Origin of the sequence: Solwaraspora sp. WMMA2101, from assembly GCF_049179175.1 — a bacterium.
GTDB lineage: Bacteria > Actinomycetota > Actinomycetes > Mycobacteriales > Micromonosporaceae > Micromonospora_E.
Map to the genome: position 1 here is coordinate 2,626,807 of NZ_JBMHMA010000006.1, position 15,957 is coordinate 2,642,763.

At 71.8% G+C, this 15,957-nt stretch carries 12 protein-coding genes and 1 tRNA gene; 3 read left to right on the forward strand and 10 right to left on the reverse strand.

Annotated features, from left to right (window positions below; genetic code table 11):
• Window positions 1-76: 76 nt before the first annotated feature.
• Both ACN28F_RS12735 and ACN28F_RS12740 read right to left on the reverse strand, forming a co-directional pair.
• The gene (locus ACN28F_RS12735) at window positions 77-628 is read right to left on the reverse strand and encodes an HD domain-containing protein (RefSeq protein WP_289208180.1); all 552 of its coding nucleotides are present in this window, start codon (window positions 626-628) and stop codon (window positions 77-79) included.
• A gap of 13 nt (window positions 629-641) precedes the next feature.
• A complete protein-coding gene (locus ACN28F_RS12740; RefSeq protein WP_289208181.1) occupies window positions 642-1,412 on the reverse strand; it encodes a phosphatase PAP2 family protein in 771 nt (256 codons plus the stop codon).
• 149 nt (window positions 1,413-1,561) lie between these two features.
• Between ACN28F_RS12740 and ACN28F_RS12745 the strand changes: the two genes are divergently transcribed.
• Complete coding sequence (locus tag ACN28F_RS12745) at window positions 1,562-2,782, forward strand: DUF4032 domain-containing protein (protein ID WP_289208182.1); 1,221 nt, start codon at window positions 1,562-1,564, stop codon at window positions 2,780-2,782.
• Window positions 2,783-2,823: 41 nt separating this feature from the next.
• On the opposite strand, the gene ACN28F_RS12750 is transcribed toward ACN28F_RS12745, so the two are convergent.
• On the reverse strand, window positions 2,824-4,572 hold the full coding sequence (locus ACN28F_RS12750; protein ID WP_421357892.1) for an NAD-binding protein: 1,749 nt from the start codon (window positions 4,570-4,572) through the stop codon (window positions 2,824-2,826).
• 105 nt (window positions 4,573-4,677) lie between these two features.
• On the opposite strand from ACN28F_RS12750, the gene ACN28F_RS12755 reads away from it, so the two are divergent.
• Window positions 4,678-6,225, forward strand: a complete 1,548-nt coding sequence (locus tag ACN28F_RS12755; RefSeq protein ID WP_421357893.1) for a hydroxysqualene dehydroxylase — start codon at window positions 4,678-4,680, stop codon at window positions 6,223-6,225.
• A 28-nt stretch (window positions 6,226-6,253) separates the two neighbouring features.
• On the opposite strand, the gene ACN28F_RS12760 is transcribed toward ACN28F_RS12755, so the two are convergent.
• Together ACN28F_RS12760 and ACN28F_RS12765 are read right to left on the reverse strand one after the other, a co-directional pair.
• Window positions 6,254-6,958, reverse strand: a complete 705-nt coding sequence (locus ACN28F_RS12760; RefSeq protein WP_421357894.1) for a hypothetical protein — start codon at window positions 6,956-6,958, stop codon at window positions 6,254-6,256.
• A gap of 343 nt (window positions 6,959-7,301) precedes the next feature.
• A tRNA-Thr gene (locus tag ACN28F_RS12765) sits at window positions 7,302-7,378 on the reverse strand.
• Between the two features lie 335 nt (window positions 7,379-7,713).
• Between ACN28F_RS12765 and ACN28F_RS12770 the strand changes: the two genes are divergently transcribed.
• Entirely contained in the window at window positions 7,714-8,802 is a 1,089-nt protein-coding gene (locus tag ACN28F_RS12770; RefSeq protein ID WP_289208185.1) for an ABC transporter ATP-binding protein, read from the forward strand.
• A 133-nt stretch (window positions 8,803-8,935) separates the two neighbouring features.
• Here the strand turns inward: ACN28F_RS12770 and ACN28F_RS12775 are convergent, their stop codons facing one another.
• From ACN28F_RS12775 to uxaC, 5 genes are all read right to left on the reverse strand, one after another.
• Window positions 8,936-10,279: a pectate lyase family protein gene (locus ACN28F_RS12775; protein ID WP_289208186.1), complete on the reverse strand. Its 1,344-nt coding sequence runs from the start codon at window positions 10,277-10,279 to the stop codon at window positions 8,936-8,938.
• 179 nt (window positions 10,280-10,458) lie between these two features.
• Window positions 10,459-11,646: a Gfo/Idh/MocA family protein gene (locus ACN28F_RS12780; protein ID WP_289208187.1), complete on the reverse strand. Its 1,188-nt coding sequence runs from the start codon at window positions 11,644-11,646 to the stop codon at window positions 10,459-10,461.
• 20 nt (window positions 11,647-11,666) lie between these two features.
• Complete coding sequence (locus tag ACN28F_RS12785) at window positions 11,667-13,160, reverse strand: mannitol dehydrogenase family protein (protein ID WP_421357897.1); 1,494 nt, start codon at window positions 13,158-13,160, stop codon at window positions 11,667-11,669.
• Window positions 13,151-14,461: an enolase C-terminal domain-like protein gene (locus ACN28F_RS12790; RefSeq protein ID WP_421357898.1), complete on the reverse strand. Its 1,311-nt coding sequence runs from the start codon at window positions 14,459-14,461 to the stop codon at window positions 13,151-13,153. The genes ACN28F_RS12785 and ACN28F_RS12790 overlap by 10 nt, the downstream gene beginning before the upstream one ends.
• On the reverse strand, window positions 14,458-15,945 hold the full coding sequence (gene uxaC, locus ACN28F_RS12795; RefSeq protein ID WP_421361382.1) for a glucuronate isomerase: 1,488 nt from the start codon (window positions 15,943-15,945) through the stop codon (window positions 14,458-14,460). Before uxaC ends, ACN28F_RS12790 begins: the two co-directional genes overlap by 4 nt.
• Between the last annotated feature and the right edge of the window lie 12 nt (window positions 15,946-15,957).

Genomic DNA, 15,957 nt, shown 5'->3' on the forward strand with positions numbered 1-15,957 from the left:
CCCAACCACGTCGTCGACCGTCCATGCGGCTGCGCATCGATCACGGCTATGAGGGGCGTTCGAAGCCGTACATCGGTTAGGACACCGCGAGCCGATCCGTGATCCGCTCGACGGCTTCCAGCAGTGTCGGTCTGGCCCGTACCCAGAACCTGGTGACCGGGTGATCCGGGCCATAGCGCTGCTCGATCTCCGCCAGCCGGTCCGCAACGGCGACATCGTGTCCGTCCGGGCCCGTCGTCATGTCCGCGTACCAGAGGGCATCAGCGGTCAGCGACTGTTCCTGCGGGAACTCAGCGGCCAACTCGTCCCGAAGGCCACGTTCCTCCGCCTCGAACAGCGCGCACGAATGGTGAGCCACCAGAGCCGCCACTCGATCGGACACCCCGACACGGCGCAGCCACCGCCCGCCATCGAGAGCATGCAGGCCGGTATCGGCCACCCCGGGGGCGTACCCGACATCGTGCAGCCACGCGGCAGCGACGAGAACCTCAGCGTCCGCCGGGTCCAGGACATGACTGACCTCGCCGGCCTTCCCGGCAACGGCCTGCACATGACGCCAACGCCGAGGCAGAGCCGCCGCCAACCGTTCCTCGGCAAGCTCAGCCGCTCGCGCCACCAGCCCCGACATGAAGCGTCAGCGGTCAGGACAGGCCGGCGGGGCGGTCCAGGCCGCCGCGCACCCATGGCAGCCGTACGGTGTCCCACGGCACCCGCTGCAGCAGGCGCAGCAGCAGCCAGCCGAGCAGCAGCCCGGCGACCGAGTCGGTCAGCCAGTGGTAGCCCAGGTAGACCGTGGTGCAGAAGATGACGACGGCGGGCAGCAGCCGCAGCGCCCAGTAGCCGGGGAACGGCCGTCCGGCCGGCACCGGCCGCCCGTACGAGCGGCGCAGCGCGGTGATCAGCAGGGCGATCACGGCGTACCAGATGACGGCGTTGGCGACGTGCCCCGACGGGTACGCCATCGCCGGCGTCGCCTCGGTGAACAGCCGCTCCGGGAACGGGTCCTCGAAGTTGCGCGGGTAGGCCCGGGGCAGCAGTACCTTCATCGCGCCGACACTGAGGTAGGTCGACGCCACGGCGGCGAGCACCGGCAGCGCCGGCCGGACCGACCGGACCCGCCGGCCCAGCCAGAGCGCGAGCAGGCTGGAGACCGGGATCAGCACCGAGCCGCCCTGGCCGAAGTAGTTGAGGACTCGGGCCGCCCAGTACGCCACCGGTGGCCGGTTCGCCTCGACCCAGTCGCGTACCGCCACGTCGGTGTCGAGGAACACACCGGCGATCAGCGCCCCGGTCAGCCCGGCCAGGGCCGCCAGCAGCAGTACGTCGAACCACCAGCCGGCCGGCGTCGGTGTCGGCCGCCGTCGCGCGTCGGCCAGCTGCGCGGACGGGCGGGAGGCGGTGGCGTCGGGCACGCCGGCCAGGTTACCGAACGCCGGGCGTGACATTGTCGTGTCGCGGTGGCGACAGGATGGCGGCGGGACCCTACAAATGCCATCAATAACGGACGAATCACGAGTGTTAGCCGAGCCACGGCAGGCGGCATCGCGGCGGCGTACCCGTCATGCTTGATCCCGTGCGGATCACCTCGGCCCTTGTGGACCCGGCGCTGCTCGACCTGCCCTGGTCGACACCGCTGGAGCAGTGGCCTGCCGACCACCTGGTGGCACTGCCGCAGGGCATCTCGCGGCACGTCGTCCGGTTCGTCAAACTCGCCGGCACCGTCTACGCGGTCAAGGAGACCGGTGAACGGGTCGCCGAACGCGAGTACGACCTGCTGCGCGCCCTGGAACGGATCGACTTCCCGTCCGTCGAGGCGGTGGCGATCGTCGCCGACCGCACCGACGCCGACGGCGAGCCCCTCGACCCGGTACTGATCACCCGGCACCTGCAGTTCTCCCTGCCGTACCGGGCGCTGTTCTCCAACCAGCTGCGCCCGGAGACGCTGGCCCGGCTGCTCGACGCGCTCGCCGCGCTGATCGTCCGGATGCACCTGACCGGCTTCTTCTGGGGCGACTGCTCACTGTCGAACACCCTGTTCCGCCGGGACGCGGGCGCGTTCGCCGCGTACCTGGTCGACGCCGAGACCGGGGCGCTGCGGCCCAGCCTGTCCAACGGGCAACGCGGCGAGGATCTGGAGATCGCCCGGGTCAACATCTTCGGCGAGGCGCTCGACCTGCAGGCCGCCGGCCTGCTGCACGAGTCGATCGACCCGGAGACGGTCGCCGAGGAGGTCGTCGCCCGCTACGAACGCCTCTGGCACGAGATCACCTACGAGCAGCACGTCGAACGCGAGTCGCGGCACGACATCGAACGCCGGATCCGCCGGCTCAACGAGCTCGGCTTCGACGTCGCCGAAGTGGCCATGTCGGTCGTCGACCGCGGCTCCTACCTCGTCCGCCCCAAGGTCGTCGACGCCGGCTACCACAGCCGCCGGCTGCTGCGCCTGACCGGGCTCGACGCCGAGGAGAACCAGGCCCGCCGGCTGCTCAACGACCTCGACGCGTACCGGGCGGAGAGCGACCTGACCGACGAGCAGCAGGCGTCGCACCGCTGGCTGACCGAGGTGTTCGAGCCGGTGGTCCGCGCGGTCCCCGCCCACCTGCGCCGCAAGGTCGAGCCGTCGGAGCTGTTCGCGCAGGTCATCGAACACCGCTGGCGGCTGTCCGAGCAGGCCGGCCGGGACGTGGGGCTGGCCCCGGCGGTCCAGTCGTTCCTCGCCGACGTGCTGGTGCACTACCCGGACGAGCAGGCGGTCCTCGGCGCAGAGGTGCCGGTCGGCTGAGACCGGGCACGGTCAGGCGACGACGGGTCGGTGCGGCGCGGTCAGGGCTGTTCGTCGGCCTCGTCTGTCGGGTCCGCCGCCTGCTTGAGCAGCCAGCTCAACCCGGAGCGGCGGGCCACCACGGTGATCCGGTCCCGGGCGTGCAGCCGGTAGCCGGCCGCCGGCAACCAGATCGGGCCCGGCTCGCCGAACTGGGCGAACGCGATGACCCGTACCCCCGGGTTGGTGCCGACCGCGGCCAGGGTCTGCCCGTCGAGCACCGACCCCGGCGCGACGATCACCTCGGCGACCAGCAGCACGTGCCGGCTCACCGGGATCGTCGCGATCACCTCCCGGTCCATCAGCGCCGCCGCGAACGCCGGCGCCGCCAGGTACGACACGCTGCGGGAGACCCCGATGTTGAAGGCCCGCTGGATCCGTCCGGCGAAGTCGCCGTCGAACAGCCGCAGGACGACGGTGACGTCCGGGTTCAGCTCCCGCGCGTAGAGCGCCGCCTGCAGGTTCGTCACGTCGTCGGTGGAGACCACCACCAGCGCCCGGCAGGTCTGCACCGAGGCACTGCGTAGCGTCTCGACCTGGGAACCGTCACCGATGACCACCGCCACGTCGATGTCCCGGGCGACCGCCGCTCCCCGCGCCTGCGGATCGGTGTCGACGCCGACCACCTCGACGCCGAGGTCGTGCAGTTGCCACATCACCCGGGTGCCGACGTTTCCCAACCCGACCACCACGACGTGGCCGATCCGCTCCGGGCGGGCCCGCCCGTCGGTCAGCGCCAGCCGGGCGTTCACCACCCCGTCGACCACGGCGGCGGTGAGCAGCGGAATCAACGCCAGCCCGGCCAGGCTGAGCACCACCTGCATCACCTGGACCGCCGCCGACTTGCCCAGATCCGGATCGGCGCCGCTGAGGGTCATCACCACGGTCAGGTAGACCGCCTGGGCGACGCTGACCCCCTCCGCCCGCGACAGCAGCACACCGAAGACCACCACCACGGCCAGTACGCCGAGAGTCGCCATGCCGATCTTCCGGGTGGCGAACGAACGCAGCGCTCGTACCGGGTTGCGCCAGATCCGCGCCCGCTGCCGGGCGCGGGCGATCCGCCGGGCCGCCGGCACCGGCCCCACCTGCGCCCCGGCCGCCTCGGCCAGCACCAGGTCGGCGCTGTCGGCGTCGGCCGGCAGCACCCGTGGGTGGCCAGGGTCGCGCAGGTCGGCCAGCCCGCACACGACATGCTCCGGGCGGACCTCGTCACGGCGGGCCACGTGCAGGGTCCGGCCGCCGTGGCGGAAGTGGGTCGGCGACACCACACCGAGCGCCGCCGCGACGAACGCCGGTGCCGCCATCGACGCGTCGGAGAGCACCTCACAGTCGGCGAACAGGCGTTTCACCCGGCTACCGAGCCGGGTGTTGAACATCCGCATCACCACCCGCAGGTTCGGCTCGACCTCCTGGGCGCAGAGCGCGGCGTCGATGTTGCCGACGTCGTCCTGGTCGAGCAGGGCCAGCCCCCGGGCACCGGCCAGCCCGGCGCTGCGGAACGTCCGCTCGGTGAGCCGGTCGGCCCGCAACAGCCGGATCCCCTTGATCGACCGCATGTCCGGGCCGTCCGGTCGGGGCCGGGTCGGCACGATCACCGTGACCAGCGCCGACGCCGCGACCAGCTCACCGACCACGCGGTACGCCAGCGGGTCCTGCCCACAGACGATGTAGTGCGGACGGTTGTCGGCGGTGCCACGCCACCGGCCGCCCACGCGGCGGGCCCGGTCACGCCAGGGGTCGGCAACCATGCCCGGGATGGTAGTAACCCGCGGCACGCGCGGGGTGACCGTAAAGCCGCTCGCCGCGCCACAGTGACCGGCACACTGGACGCACCGGCGTCGTCAGGAGGAGCGGTGGGACTGTCCCGAGCGGTCGGCCGGATGTTCGGCGTACGGGCCGAGGTGTCGCCGGCCGACGCGACCGGCACCGATCAGGTCGCCGCCGGCACCGACGCCCTGGTGGTCGGTGGTGGCATCGCCGGCATGTCGGCGGCGATCGTGCTCGCCGAACGCGGCGTACGGGTGACCGTGCTGGAACGCGCCGCGCAGCTCGGCGGACGGCTCGCCGCCTGGCCGGAGACGCTCCACGACGGCACCGTCCAACCCGTCGACCACGGCTTCCACGCCTTCTTCCGGCAGTACTACAACTGGCGGTCGATTCTGCGCCGCGCTGATCCGGCGCTGGGCATGCTGCACCCGGTCGACGGGTATCCGGTGTGGTCGGCGCAGTGGCCGCCGGAGGAGTTCGGCCGGTTGCCGACCACCCCGCCGGTCAACCTGCTGGCGCTGCTGCTGCGCAGCCCGAGCCTGCGGCTGCGGCAGCTGCGCGAGATGGACCGGGCGGCGGCGCTGCCGCTGCTGGCCTTCCATCCGGAGCGGACCTACCAGGACCTCGACGGGCGCAGCGCCGCCGACCTGCTGGACTCGCTGCGGCTGCCGGACCGGGCGCGGGCGATGCTGTTCGAGGTCTTCTCGCATTCGTTCTTCAACCACGAACGCGACATGTCCGCCGCCGAACTGGTCGCCAGCTTCCACTTCTACTTCCTGGGCAACCCGGAAGGGCTCGGCTTCGACGCCCCGGACCGTGACTACGACACCGCGATCTGGCAGCCGCTGCAGGAGCATCTGCGCCGGCACGGTGGTCGGGTGGTCACCGGCGACGAGGTACGCGGCGTCACCCCGCGCCGGGCCAACGGTTGGCAGGTGCGGTGCGCCTCCGGTGCCGCGCACACCGCCCGGTACGTGGTTCTGGCCGTCGACCCGCCGGCGTTGCGGGCGCTGCTGGCCGAGTCGCCCCGGTTGGCGCAGGACGCGCCGACGCTGGCCGATCAGGTCGGCGGGCTGGGCGTCGGGCCGCCGTACGCGGTCGCCCGGTTCTGGCTCGACGGTGACGTCGCCGCCGACCGGCCGGTCTTCTGTGGAGTGTCGCGGCAGCCGACGCTGGACTCGGTCACCCTCTATCACCGGCTGGAGCACCAGGCCCGGCAGTGGGCGCAGCGGCACCGGGGGGCGGTGCTGGAGCTGCACGCGTACGCCTGCCCGGAGCAGGTGCCCGCCGAGGTGCTGGCCGAACGGATGCGGACCGAGTTGGCGACCCTCTGGCCGGAGGTGGCGGCGCTGCCGGTGCGGCAGGTCCGGGCCCGGGTCGAGGCCCAGGCGCCGGCGTTCGCGCCGGGGGCGGCCCACCGGCGGCCCGGGGTGGTCACCGACGCCGACGGGCTCTTCCTCGCCGGCGACGGGATCGGCACCGACGTGCCGAGCGCGTTGATGGAACGGGCGGCGGTGACCGGGATCCTCGCCGCGAACCACATCCTGCGCCGCGAGGGTGCGGCCACCGAGCCGCTGCGGGCGATCCGCCGGTACGGGCTGCTGGCCCGTACCCGGTCGGCGGCCCGCCAATGACGCTGGTGGGCCGCCGACCGGGGTGGGATCAGCTGGTCTGCTCGACCGCGTCCCGGATGCTCACCAGCTCGGCGGCGGCCTCCTCGCCGGTGCTGAAGTAGAACACGTACATCACCAGGGCACCGCGGCTGGTCCAGACGCAGACCCCGCCGGGGATGCCTTCGAGGTCGGCGTCACCGCACCGCGCCGAGCCGCCCTTGGGGCCGGCGTCCACGTCGGTCACGTTGGTCATGCCGAAGCCCATGGCGTCGCCGTTGGTCGCGTCCGCCAACTCCTGGTCGGGATCGGCGATGATGCCGGACGCCCCGGCGATCATGATCAGGTCTTCCTGCTCGATGTCGCCGTAGAACGCTCCGATCGTGCTGGACGACTCGGGCACGTCGGTCTTCAGCCCGGTGGCCACCTCCTCGGCCAGGGAGGTGAACTCCGGGTCGGTGCTCAGCGGCCGGCCGACCAGGGTGTCCGGGGTGACGAGCCGGGTCTGGCTGGCCTGGACGACCTCGCCGACGGTGTCACGGACCAGGAAGTAGGTCGCCACCGCACCGCCGAGGCAGAGCACCAGCACGACGGCGAGAACGATCAGGATGATCTTCCCGGCCTTGGACTTCTTCGGCGGCGCGGCCATCGGCGCGACGGGCTGACCGCCGTACGCCGGATCCATCGGAACGCCAGCCGGCGGCATCGGCTGCCCGGTCGGGCCAGCGGGTTGCTGCGGCTGCGAGGGGTCGGACATGTTCCACCTGCTCCTAGATAAGAGATTCCCCGTGCCCGCGGACCGCCGACGGTGAGAACCACCTGAGCGCCGGCTGTGCGGGACGGCTGATCCTAGCGACGCCGAGCGACAATCGATCGCCCCGCGACCGCCGCCGGGCCGCGATCGCGGCCAACTCGTGATCAGGAGTGGGGAAGGCCTGCACACCGACGGGCTGTCGCCGGCCGGCCCGGCCCGGTCGGACGGACCGGTACTGCGGCAGACCGGTATACCTGTGAGGAATAATCATTCCCCAGAGGAATACCGGCCGAACCGGTACACCGAGAGAGCGTCGTAACGGAGGGTGACATCACCCTCGTGGTGCTGGAGCCCCCGGCCGGGCTCGAACCGGCGACATCTCGCTTACAAGGCGAGTGCTCTGGCCAACTGAGCTACAGGGGCAGGTGTTCCGGGGTCAGCATAGCCACTGACGTGGCGTTACCGCCGCATCGGCCGGTCTGTCCGATCGATCTTTCCCGTTGTACGGGGCGGTGGGGGCGTCCGGATGGGCGGGCCGGGGTGGCATACACCACCATGGTTTCCGTTAAGTCCGGAATCAGCGGTAACGGTAGCCCGTCCCGGCCTTGGCAGCCGGGCAAAACCCGTTTACCGTGGCGTGACACGTGCGACACGACGCCAGGCGGCTGCGTGCCCACGCGTGGGCCGGCGTACGGCGCCGGCCGCTCCTTCACTCGGATCGTCCGGCACGTTCCTGCCGGTGAAAGGAAGCATCGACCATGGCTACGGTCACGTACGAACAGGCGTCGCGCATCTACGCGGGCACCGAACGCCCCGCCGTCAACAAGCTGAACCTCGAGATCGGCGACGGCGAGTTCCTGGTGCTGGTCGGCCCCTCCGGTTGTGGTAAGTCCACCAGCCTGCGGATGCTCGCCGGCCTGGAGGACGTCGACGAGGGCCGCATCCTCATCGACGACCGCGACGTCACGCACCTGCCGCCGAAGGCCCGCGACATCGCGATGGTCTTCCAGAACTACGCGCTCTACCCGCACATGACGGTGTACGAGAACATGGCCTTCGCGCTGAAGCTGCGCCGGACCTCGAAGGCGGAGATCGACCAGCGGGTCAAGAAGGCCGCGGCCCTGCTGCAGCTGGAGGAGTACCTCAACCGCAAGCCGAAGGCGCTCTCCGGTGGTCAGCGTCAGCGGGTCGCGATGGGCCGCGCGATCGTCCGGGAGCCGCAGGTCTTCCTGATGGACGAGCCGCTGTCGAACCTCGACGCGAAGCTGCGGGTGCAGACCCGTACCCAGATCGCCTCGCTGCAGGCCAGCCTCGGTGTCACGACCGTCTACGTCACCCACGACCAGGTCGAGGCGATGACGATGGGTCACCGGGTGGCGGTGCTGCTCGACGGCGAACTTCAGCAGGTCGACACCCCCCGGAACCTGTACGACGCACCGGCGAACGTGTTCGTCGCCGGCTTCATGGGTTCGCCGGCGATGAACATCAAGACCGTTCCGCTGACCGACAACGGCGCGGTCTTCGCCGAGATGGTCGTGCAGCTGAGCCGGGAGCAGATCGAGGCGGCGAAGGCCGGTGGCAACAACCGGGTCACCGTCGGTTTCCGGCCGGAGGACTGCGACCTGGTCGGCGCGACCGAGGGTGGCATGCCGATGGTCGTCGAACTGGTCGAGGACCTCGGTTCGGACGCCAACGTCTACGGCCACGCGACCCTGGACGGCAGCTCCGAGCGGTTTGTGGTGCGGACCGACCGGCGGCACATGCCGGCGATGAACGACACCGTGTTCGTCCGGCCCCGGCCGGGTCAGCACCACGCGTTCCACGCCACCAACGGCCACCGCCTCTGAGGTCTCCGGAACACCGGGCTTTACGCGGCACGGACGGCCGGCCTCCCCGCTTCGGGGAGGCCGGCCGTCCGGTTGTGGGACCCGCGGACAGCGGGGCCGCCACTGCCCGCGGGGGTCTCTGCAGGGAGCCGGGTCAGACCGGCAGCTTGCCGGCTCCGGCGGTGAGCGCGGTGTAGAGCGGGACGACGGCGGCCGGCAGCACCGGCCCGTGCCGCAGGGTCGGCGTCCAGCCGGCGTCCGCGCCGAGGTCCGGGTCGTTGACCTCGTTGTACGCGGCGAGCAGGCTGGCCGGCCGCAGTGGCCGGTGGCCCTGGGCGACCCAGCTGCCCTGCTCGCTGACCACCGTGCCGCCCCAGTCGTAGAGCAGGTCGGCGGTGGTGATCCCGGCGCCCAGTTCGAACGCGTTGTTCTCCAGGTACGGCGCGCCCTGCACGCCGACGCCGACGGCGTACTCGAATCCGTCGCCGCGCAGTTGGTAGTGGTTGTTGTAGATGTCGACCTGACCGAACCGGATCCGGGGCAGGCGTTGCAGGCTGCCGTCGAAGACGTTGTGGTGCAGGGTCACGTTGAGCCGGCCGACGTCCGGGCCGACGGTGTTCGACGAGCCGATCAGCATGACCTTGTCGCGGCCGTCGAACCGGTTGTACGAGACGGTGACCAGGCTGGCGGTGTGGGTGATGTCGAGTGCCCCGTCGTGCACCTGCAGCGGCCGACCGAAGTGGACCGGCTGGGCGCTGTCCGGGTTGTCGCCGTCGGTGAACGTGTTGTGGTCGACCCAGACGTTCTCGGAGCGGCGGACCGACATCAGGTCGTACTGCGAGTTCCAGTTGCCGGCCTCGCCGTCGTTCGGCGACCAGGCCGGGAAACAGTCGTACGCGTCGTCGAAGACGACGTTGCGGACGATGACGTTGTTGGCGCTGTCGACCATCAGGGTGAGATTGTGCAGCCGCGCGCCGCGCAGGCCGATGATGGTGGTGTTCGGGCCCACGTTGATCTGGGTGTGCCGGGTCTGATTGGTGACCGACCGTCGGCGGGCGTCCTCCAGCGGGCCGCTCGGGTTGACCCGCCCCCACACCGCCGGGTCGTAGGTGGCCAGGAACTCGTCGAAATCGTATTCGGGGTCGGCCAGGTCGGCGCAGTTCAGCAGTGCACCATCCGGCCCCTCGAAACCGTTGATCGCGCCTTTCAGATAGATGATCTTCGGAGTATCGTTGGTCCGGTTGGTGGCGTTGTCCCCGCCGAGCGCGGCGATCAGTTCGGCCCGGCTGTCGACGACGTGGACGTCGTCGGCGGCAGCCGACGAACCGCCGGTGGTGCCGGGACCTGCGGCGGCCCAGCCGTCGTTGGCCGGCAGCACCTGCCGGCCCAGGTGCCGGGCCGCCCAGGACAGCCGGTCGGAGTCCCTGCCGGCACCCGCCACGGCCGCCGTCGCCGGCAGCACGGCCACGAGCGCCACTCCGACGACAACGGCGGTCATTCTCCTAAGTCGCATTGCCACACGATAAAATCTCACGAAGAAGCAAGTCAATGGACTTCGTTTGCAGATTGTTTGCAGATTAATCGGGCACAATTTGTTTACCCGGCGAATATTCGCCGAGGTCGGTGACATTTCGTCCGATTTTCTCACTACCGATGTGGCTGCCGATTTGCAAGGACTCAGCCGCCGGCGGGCACCTCCCGTCCCAGTCGGATCCGCTGTGGCCGTACCGCCCAGGGCACCTCGTGCTCGGCGAACAGCGACATCTCGACGGCGCTGCGCCGGACGATCCCGTTGATCCCACTGATCGTCACCACCCGGTCGGCCCCGGCGGTGCCGGTGGCGACCACGTGCGCGGCGTCGACCAGCCGGGGTGCCGGCGCGGCCTGCACGGCCGCCAGCACCTCGGTGAACGGCGCGGTCCGCGCCAGCGGGGCGATCAGCGGTACGCCGCCCGGGTCCCGCCGGTGCGCCAGCAGATTCTGCAACAGCCCGGTCCGCCCCGGCACCAGCCGCATCGCCGCCTCGCCGGGCAGCCGCAGCCGGTCGGTCGGATACTCCAGCACGGCGGTGCCGGCCGTGCCGTGCACCAGCACCTCACCGGCGATGAAGTCCTCCCCGGCCAGGGTCACCGCGACCACGATCGACAGCCCGGAGTCCAGCGTGATCCGCATCGACGCGGTGTCGTCGACCTCGATCGGGCGCACCCGGTAGCGCTCCAGCTCGACCAGCACCGGCCGGCCGCCGCCCACCGCAGCGGCCACCGCCAGGCACTGCATGGTGGCGTGCGCCAACGGGTTGGCCAACGCCCCGTCCAGCGACGGCCGGCCGTCGACGCTGCGCCGCCCGGCCCACGGCGACCGCTGGTAGTAGGCGTCGTCGCGCTGCCAGGCGGCGACCGTGGCGATGCCGGTGACCGTACCGAGCCGGCCGTCGGTCGCCGCCCGGGTCAGCTCGGCCAGGGCCGCCGACCCGAGGGCCTGGAAGCCGACCTGGCAGACCCGGCCGTGCCGGTCCAGGGCCTCGGCGAGCCGCCGGTGCTCGTCGAGATTCACCACCGGCGGCTTCTCCAGCAGCAGGTCGGCGCCGGCGGCGAGCGCGTCGAGGGCGATCGGCAGATGCGTGTACGGCGGCGTGCAGATCACCACCACGTCCGGGCTGGTCCGCTCCAGCAACTGCCGATGGTCGGTCGACACCTCGACGTCGTCGGGAATCGGCGCGTCCGGTGCTGGCGTCACCGGCCGTACGTCGACCAGGCCGACCAGTCGCAGCGCACCGGCGGCGTGCAGCGGGGCGATCTGCCGCCGGTGCCACAGGCCGTGGCCGTTGGCACCGATCAGGGCCACCCGGGGCGGGGTGTTCGTCACGTTCGGGAACCTCCGGTGGGTCAGGTCGCCGCGCCGGTCACCGTACCGGCCGCCCCGTGGGTGTCCAGCGCGGTCAGCCAGGTCACGATGTCGCGCCGGACCTGCTCGTCGGCGGCCAGCTCGGGCGGGAAGATCTCGGTCAGGCCGAGCAGCGCCGGCACCACCGAGGCGGGCGTACCGGTGCTTGTGGCCAGCGCGGCACGGATCCGCCCGGCCAGCGGGTCGTCCAGCGGCAGCGCCGCGCCGTCGTCGGCCCGGCCCTGGACGAACCGCATCCAGGCCGCGACGACCAGCGCCGACCAGTACGCCGAGTGCCCGCCCGCCCGCCGGTCGGCGATGGTGTGCAGCACCCGCTGCGGCAGCTTCTGCGACCCGTCCATCGCCACCTGGATGGTGCGGTGGCGGATCGCCGGGTTGGCGAAGCGGTCCAGCACCGATTCGCCGTACCCGATCACCGACACCCCGTCGGGTGGGGTGAAGCTGGCCGCGACGTCCTCGGCGATCATCCGCCGCAGCACGTCGGCCAGGCCGGGCAGCCGCAGCGTCTCGGCGATGGTCTCCTGCCCGGCCAGCGCCCCGAGGTAGGCGATGGCCGAGTGGACGCCGTTGAGGGCGCGCAGCTTGAGCCGTTCCCACGGGCCGGCGTCGCCGGTCAGCACCGCACCGGCCCGGTCCCAGGCGGGCCGGCCGCCGGGAAAGTCATCCTCGACCACCCACTGCGAGTACGGTTCCCCGGCGATCGCCGCCAGATCCCGCACCCCGAGTGCGGAAGCGGCGGTGTCCAGGGTCTGCGCGGTGGCGGCCGGCACGATCCGGTCGACCATGGTGCCGGGGAAGGTGACGTGGGCGTGCACCCAGTCGGTGGTCGCGTCGGGCACTTTCGCGTACGCCAGGGCCTCGTGGACCAGGCCGCGCAGCCGGTGGCCGTTGGACGGCAGGTTGTCGCAGCTGACCAGGGCGATCGGGCCGGCGTCGGCGGCGGCCCGGGCGGCGAGCCCGCGCAGCAGCAGGCCGGGCACGGTCGTCGGCGGCCGGTCGGTGCTCAGGTCGGCGGCGACGGCCTCGTCCGGGCGCAGCCCGCCGGTGACCGGGTCCAGCTGGTACGCCTTCTCCGTCACCGTCAACGTGACCACCCGGATCGCCGGGTCGGCCAGCAGCGCAACGATCGCCGCCGGGTCGCTGGCGGCGTGCCGGACCCCGGCGAACGCCCCGACAACCTTGGTCTGTGCGCCGGCGGCCGACAGTGTGGTGACGCTGAACAGGCCGTCCTGGTCGGCGAGTCGACGGACCACGTCGACGTTGCGCGGGGCGACGCCGATGATGCCCCAGTCGCCGCCGGCCTGAGCGACCGCCCGCTCGGTGTAGACGGCCTGATGGGCCCGGTGGAACGCACCCAGCCCGAGGTGGACGATGCCGGTGCCGACGTCGCCGGGGCGGATCAGTGGCCGGCTGGCCGCCGGTACCCGGTCGAGGGTGCCCAGGCCGAGCAGCGGGATGTCGCCGTTCACCGCCACACCGGCCCGTCCGGGAAGGAGAACTCGGCGATCGACGCAGGCTTCATGGTGGCGCTGTAGCCGGGCTGGTCGGGCACCAGGTAGCGGCCGCCCCGGGTGCGTACCGGGTCGACGAAGTGTTCGTGCAGGTGGTCGACGTACTCGACCATCCGCCCGTCGAGCGAGGTGCCGACCCGCAGGTAGTCGAAGATCGCCAGGTGCTGCACGTACTCGCAGAGGCCGACGCCACCGGCGTGCGGGCAGATCGGTACGCCGAACTTGGCGGCCAGCAGGATCACCGACAGCACCTCGTTGACCCCGGCGATGCGACAGGCGTCGATCTGGCAGACCCGGATCGCCTCGGCCTGCATCAGCTGTTTGAAGATGACCCGGTTGGCGGCGACCTCGCCGGTGGCGACCCGGCAGCGCCCGTCGGACAGTTCGGTGACGGCGGCGGCGATCCGGGCGTGGCCGAGCACGTCGTCGGCGTGCGTCGGCTCCTCGATCCAGTACGGGTCGACCTCGACCAGCCGGGCCATGTTGGCGATCGCCTCGTCGACGTCCCACACCTGGTTGGCGTCCATCATCAGCAGCGCGTCCGGGCCGATCTCGGCGCGGATGATCCGCGCCCGGCGGACGTCGTCGTCGATCGGGCCGCCGACCTTCATTTTCATCGCCCGCCACCCGTCGGCGTACGCCGCCCGGGTCAACGCGCGGACCTTGTCGTCGGGGTAGCCGAGCCAGCCGACCGAGGTGGTGTACGACGGGAACCCGTCGCGCTGCAGCTCGGCGAGCCGGTCGGCCTGGCCGACCAGCCCCTTGTCCAGGATCGCGGCGGCCTCGTCGGGGGTGATCGCGTCGCTGATGTGGTGGAAGTCGATGCTGGCGACCAGCTCGTCGGTCGGCATTTCGGCCAGCAGCCGCCACAGCGGCTTGCCCTCCAGCTTGGCCCGCAGGTCCCAGACGGCGTTGACCAGCGCGCCGGACGCCATGTGGATGACGCCCTTCTCCGGCCCGAGCCAGCGCAGCTGCACGTCGGCGATGAGTGAGCGCCAGAAGGCGACCGGTTCGGCGACGATCTCGGCGACGGTCCGGCCGGTGACGTGGTGGGCCAACGCGCGTACCGCCGCGCAGGTGATCTCGTTGCCGCGGCCGTTGGTGAAGGTGAAGCCGGCACCGAAGACCCCGCCGGGCGCGTCGGTGCGCAGTTCGACGTAGGTGGCCGAGTAGTCGCCCCGGTTGATCGCGTCCGAGCCGTCGCCGGCGGCGGCGGTCGGGAACCGTACGTCGTGCACGTCGACGCCGGTGATGGTGACGCTCATGACAACTTTTCCCCGATCTTGAAGACCCGCTTGGGCAGGCGGTACGCCAGGTCGACGATGGTCTCGGCGGCCTCGTCGAGGCTGAGCCGGTGCTCGGCGACGAGCCGGGCCAGGTAGCCGGCGTCGATGCGGCGGGCCACGTCGTGGCGGGCCGGGATCGAGCAGAACGCCCGGGTGTCGTCGACGAAGCCGGCGGTGTTGTAGAAGCCGGCGGTCTCGGTGACCGCCTCCCGGAACCGGCGCAGCACCTCCGGGGAGTCCAGGAACCACCAGGGGGCGCCGAGGTAGAGGGCGGCGTACCCACCGGCGAGTGGGGCGAGCTCCCGGGTGAAGGTGTACTCGTCGAGGGTGTAGACGACGATCCGCAGCCTCGGGTCGTTGCCGTAGGCGTCGAGCAGGTCGGTCAGCGCGTGCGGGTACTCGGTGGCCTGTGGGATGTCGCCGCCGACGTCGCGGCCGTGGGTGGCGTACAGCCACTTGTTGTGGTTGCGCACCGAGCCGGGGTGCAGCTGCATCACCATGCCGTCCTCGATGGACATCCGGGCGAACTCGACGAGCATGTGCGCCCGGAACGCCTCGGCGTCGGCGGCGGTGGCGACGCCGCGCAGCCCCCGGTCGTACAGTTCGGCGGCTTCGCGCTGGTCCAGCCGCAGGGTGAGGGCGGTCAGGTGGCCGTGGTCGGAGCTGGTCGCGCCGGCGGCGACGAAGGCCTGCCGGCGGGAGCGCAGGGCGTCGAGGAAACCGGCGTACGTGCCGGTGTCCGTTCCGGTGATCACGCCGAGGGCGGCGACGTTGTCGACCCAGCCGTCGAACTCGAAGTCGACGACGTTGTCCGGCCGGAACGTGGTGATCACCCGCCCGCCGGGGCCGCCCCAGCCGTCGGCGGCGAGCTTGGCGTGTCGGCCGAGGTCGTCCAGGGGCGACTCGGTGGTGGCCAGCACCTCGATGTTGAAGCGGTCGAACAGGGCCCGGGGCCGGTACGCCGGCTCGGCCAGCCGCGCCGCGATGGTGTCGTAGACCTCGTCGGCGGTCTGCGCGCTCAGCCCGACGGTCACCCCGAACACCTCGGCGAAGGTCTTCTCCAGCCACAGCCGTGACGGGGTGCCCCGGAACAGGTGCCAGTTGGCGGCGAGGCGACGCCAGATGGCCCGCCCGTCGGTCTCGGCGGCGTAGTCGCCGTCCCCGGCCGGCGGCCGGGCCCGAATCCCGGCCCGCAGCGGTACGCCGAGGTCGCCCGGCGGGATGCCCTGGCTGAGCAGCATCCGGGTGACGTAGTGGTCCGGTACGACGAGCAGCCGGGCCGGGTCCGGGAACGGCTCGTCGTCGGCGAGGATCGCCGGGTCGACGTGGCCGTGCGGGGAGATGATCGGCAGGTGCCGGGCGTAGCCGTAGAGCTCGCGGGCGATCGCCCGTTGGGTGGGTTCGGCCGGAAACAGCTGGTCGGCCAGCGGGCCGGCGCTCGCGGATGCCGGGTCGGGTTGCAGGGACACGGAAGC

Excerpts from the sequence above, each read along its gene's own strand:
- ACN28F_RS12735 (WP_289208180.1), bottom strand. The coding sequence starts at position 628 with ATGTCGGGGCTGGTGGCGCGAGCGGCTGAGCTTGCCGAGGAACGGTTG.
- ACN28F_RS12745 (WP_289208182.1), top strand. The coding sequence starts at position 1,562 with ATGCTTGATCCCGTGCGGATCACCTCGGCCCTTGTGGACCCGGCGCTG.
- ACN28F_RS12750 (WP_421357892.1), bottom strand. The coding sequence starts at position 4,572 with ATGGTTGCCGACCCCTGGCGTGACCGGGCCCGCCGCGTGGGCGGCCGG.
- ACN28F_RS12760 (WP_421357894.1), bottom strand. The coding sequence starts at position 6,958 with ATGTCCGACCCCTCGCAGCCGCAGCAACCCGCTGGCCCGACCGGGCAG.
- ACN28F_RS12770 (WP_289208185.1), top strand. The coding sequence starts at position 7,714 with ATGGCTACGGTCACGTACGAACAGGCGTCGCGCATCTACGCGGGCACC.
- ACN28F_RS12775 (WP_289208186.1), bottom strand. The coding sequence starts at position 10,279 with ATGACCGCCGTTGTCGTCGGAGTGGCGCTCGTGGCCGTGCTGCCGGCG.
- ACN28F_RS12790 (WP_421357898.1), bottom strand. The coding sequence starts at position 14,461 with ATGAGCGTCACCATCACCGGCGTCGACGTGCACGACGTACGGTTCCCG.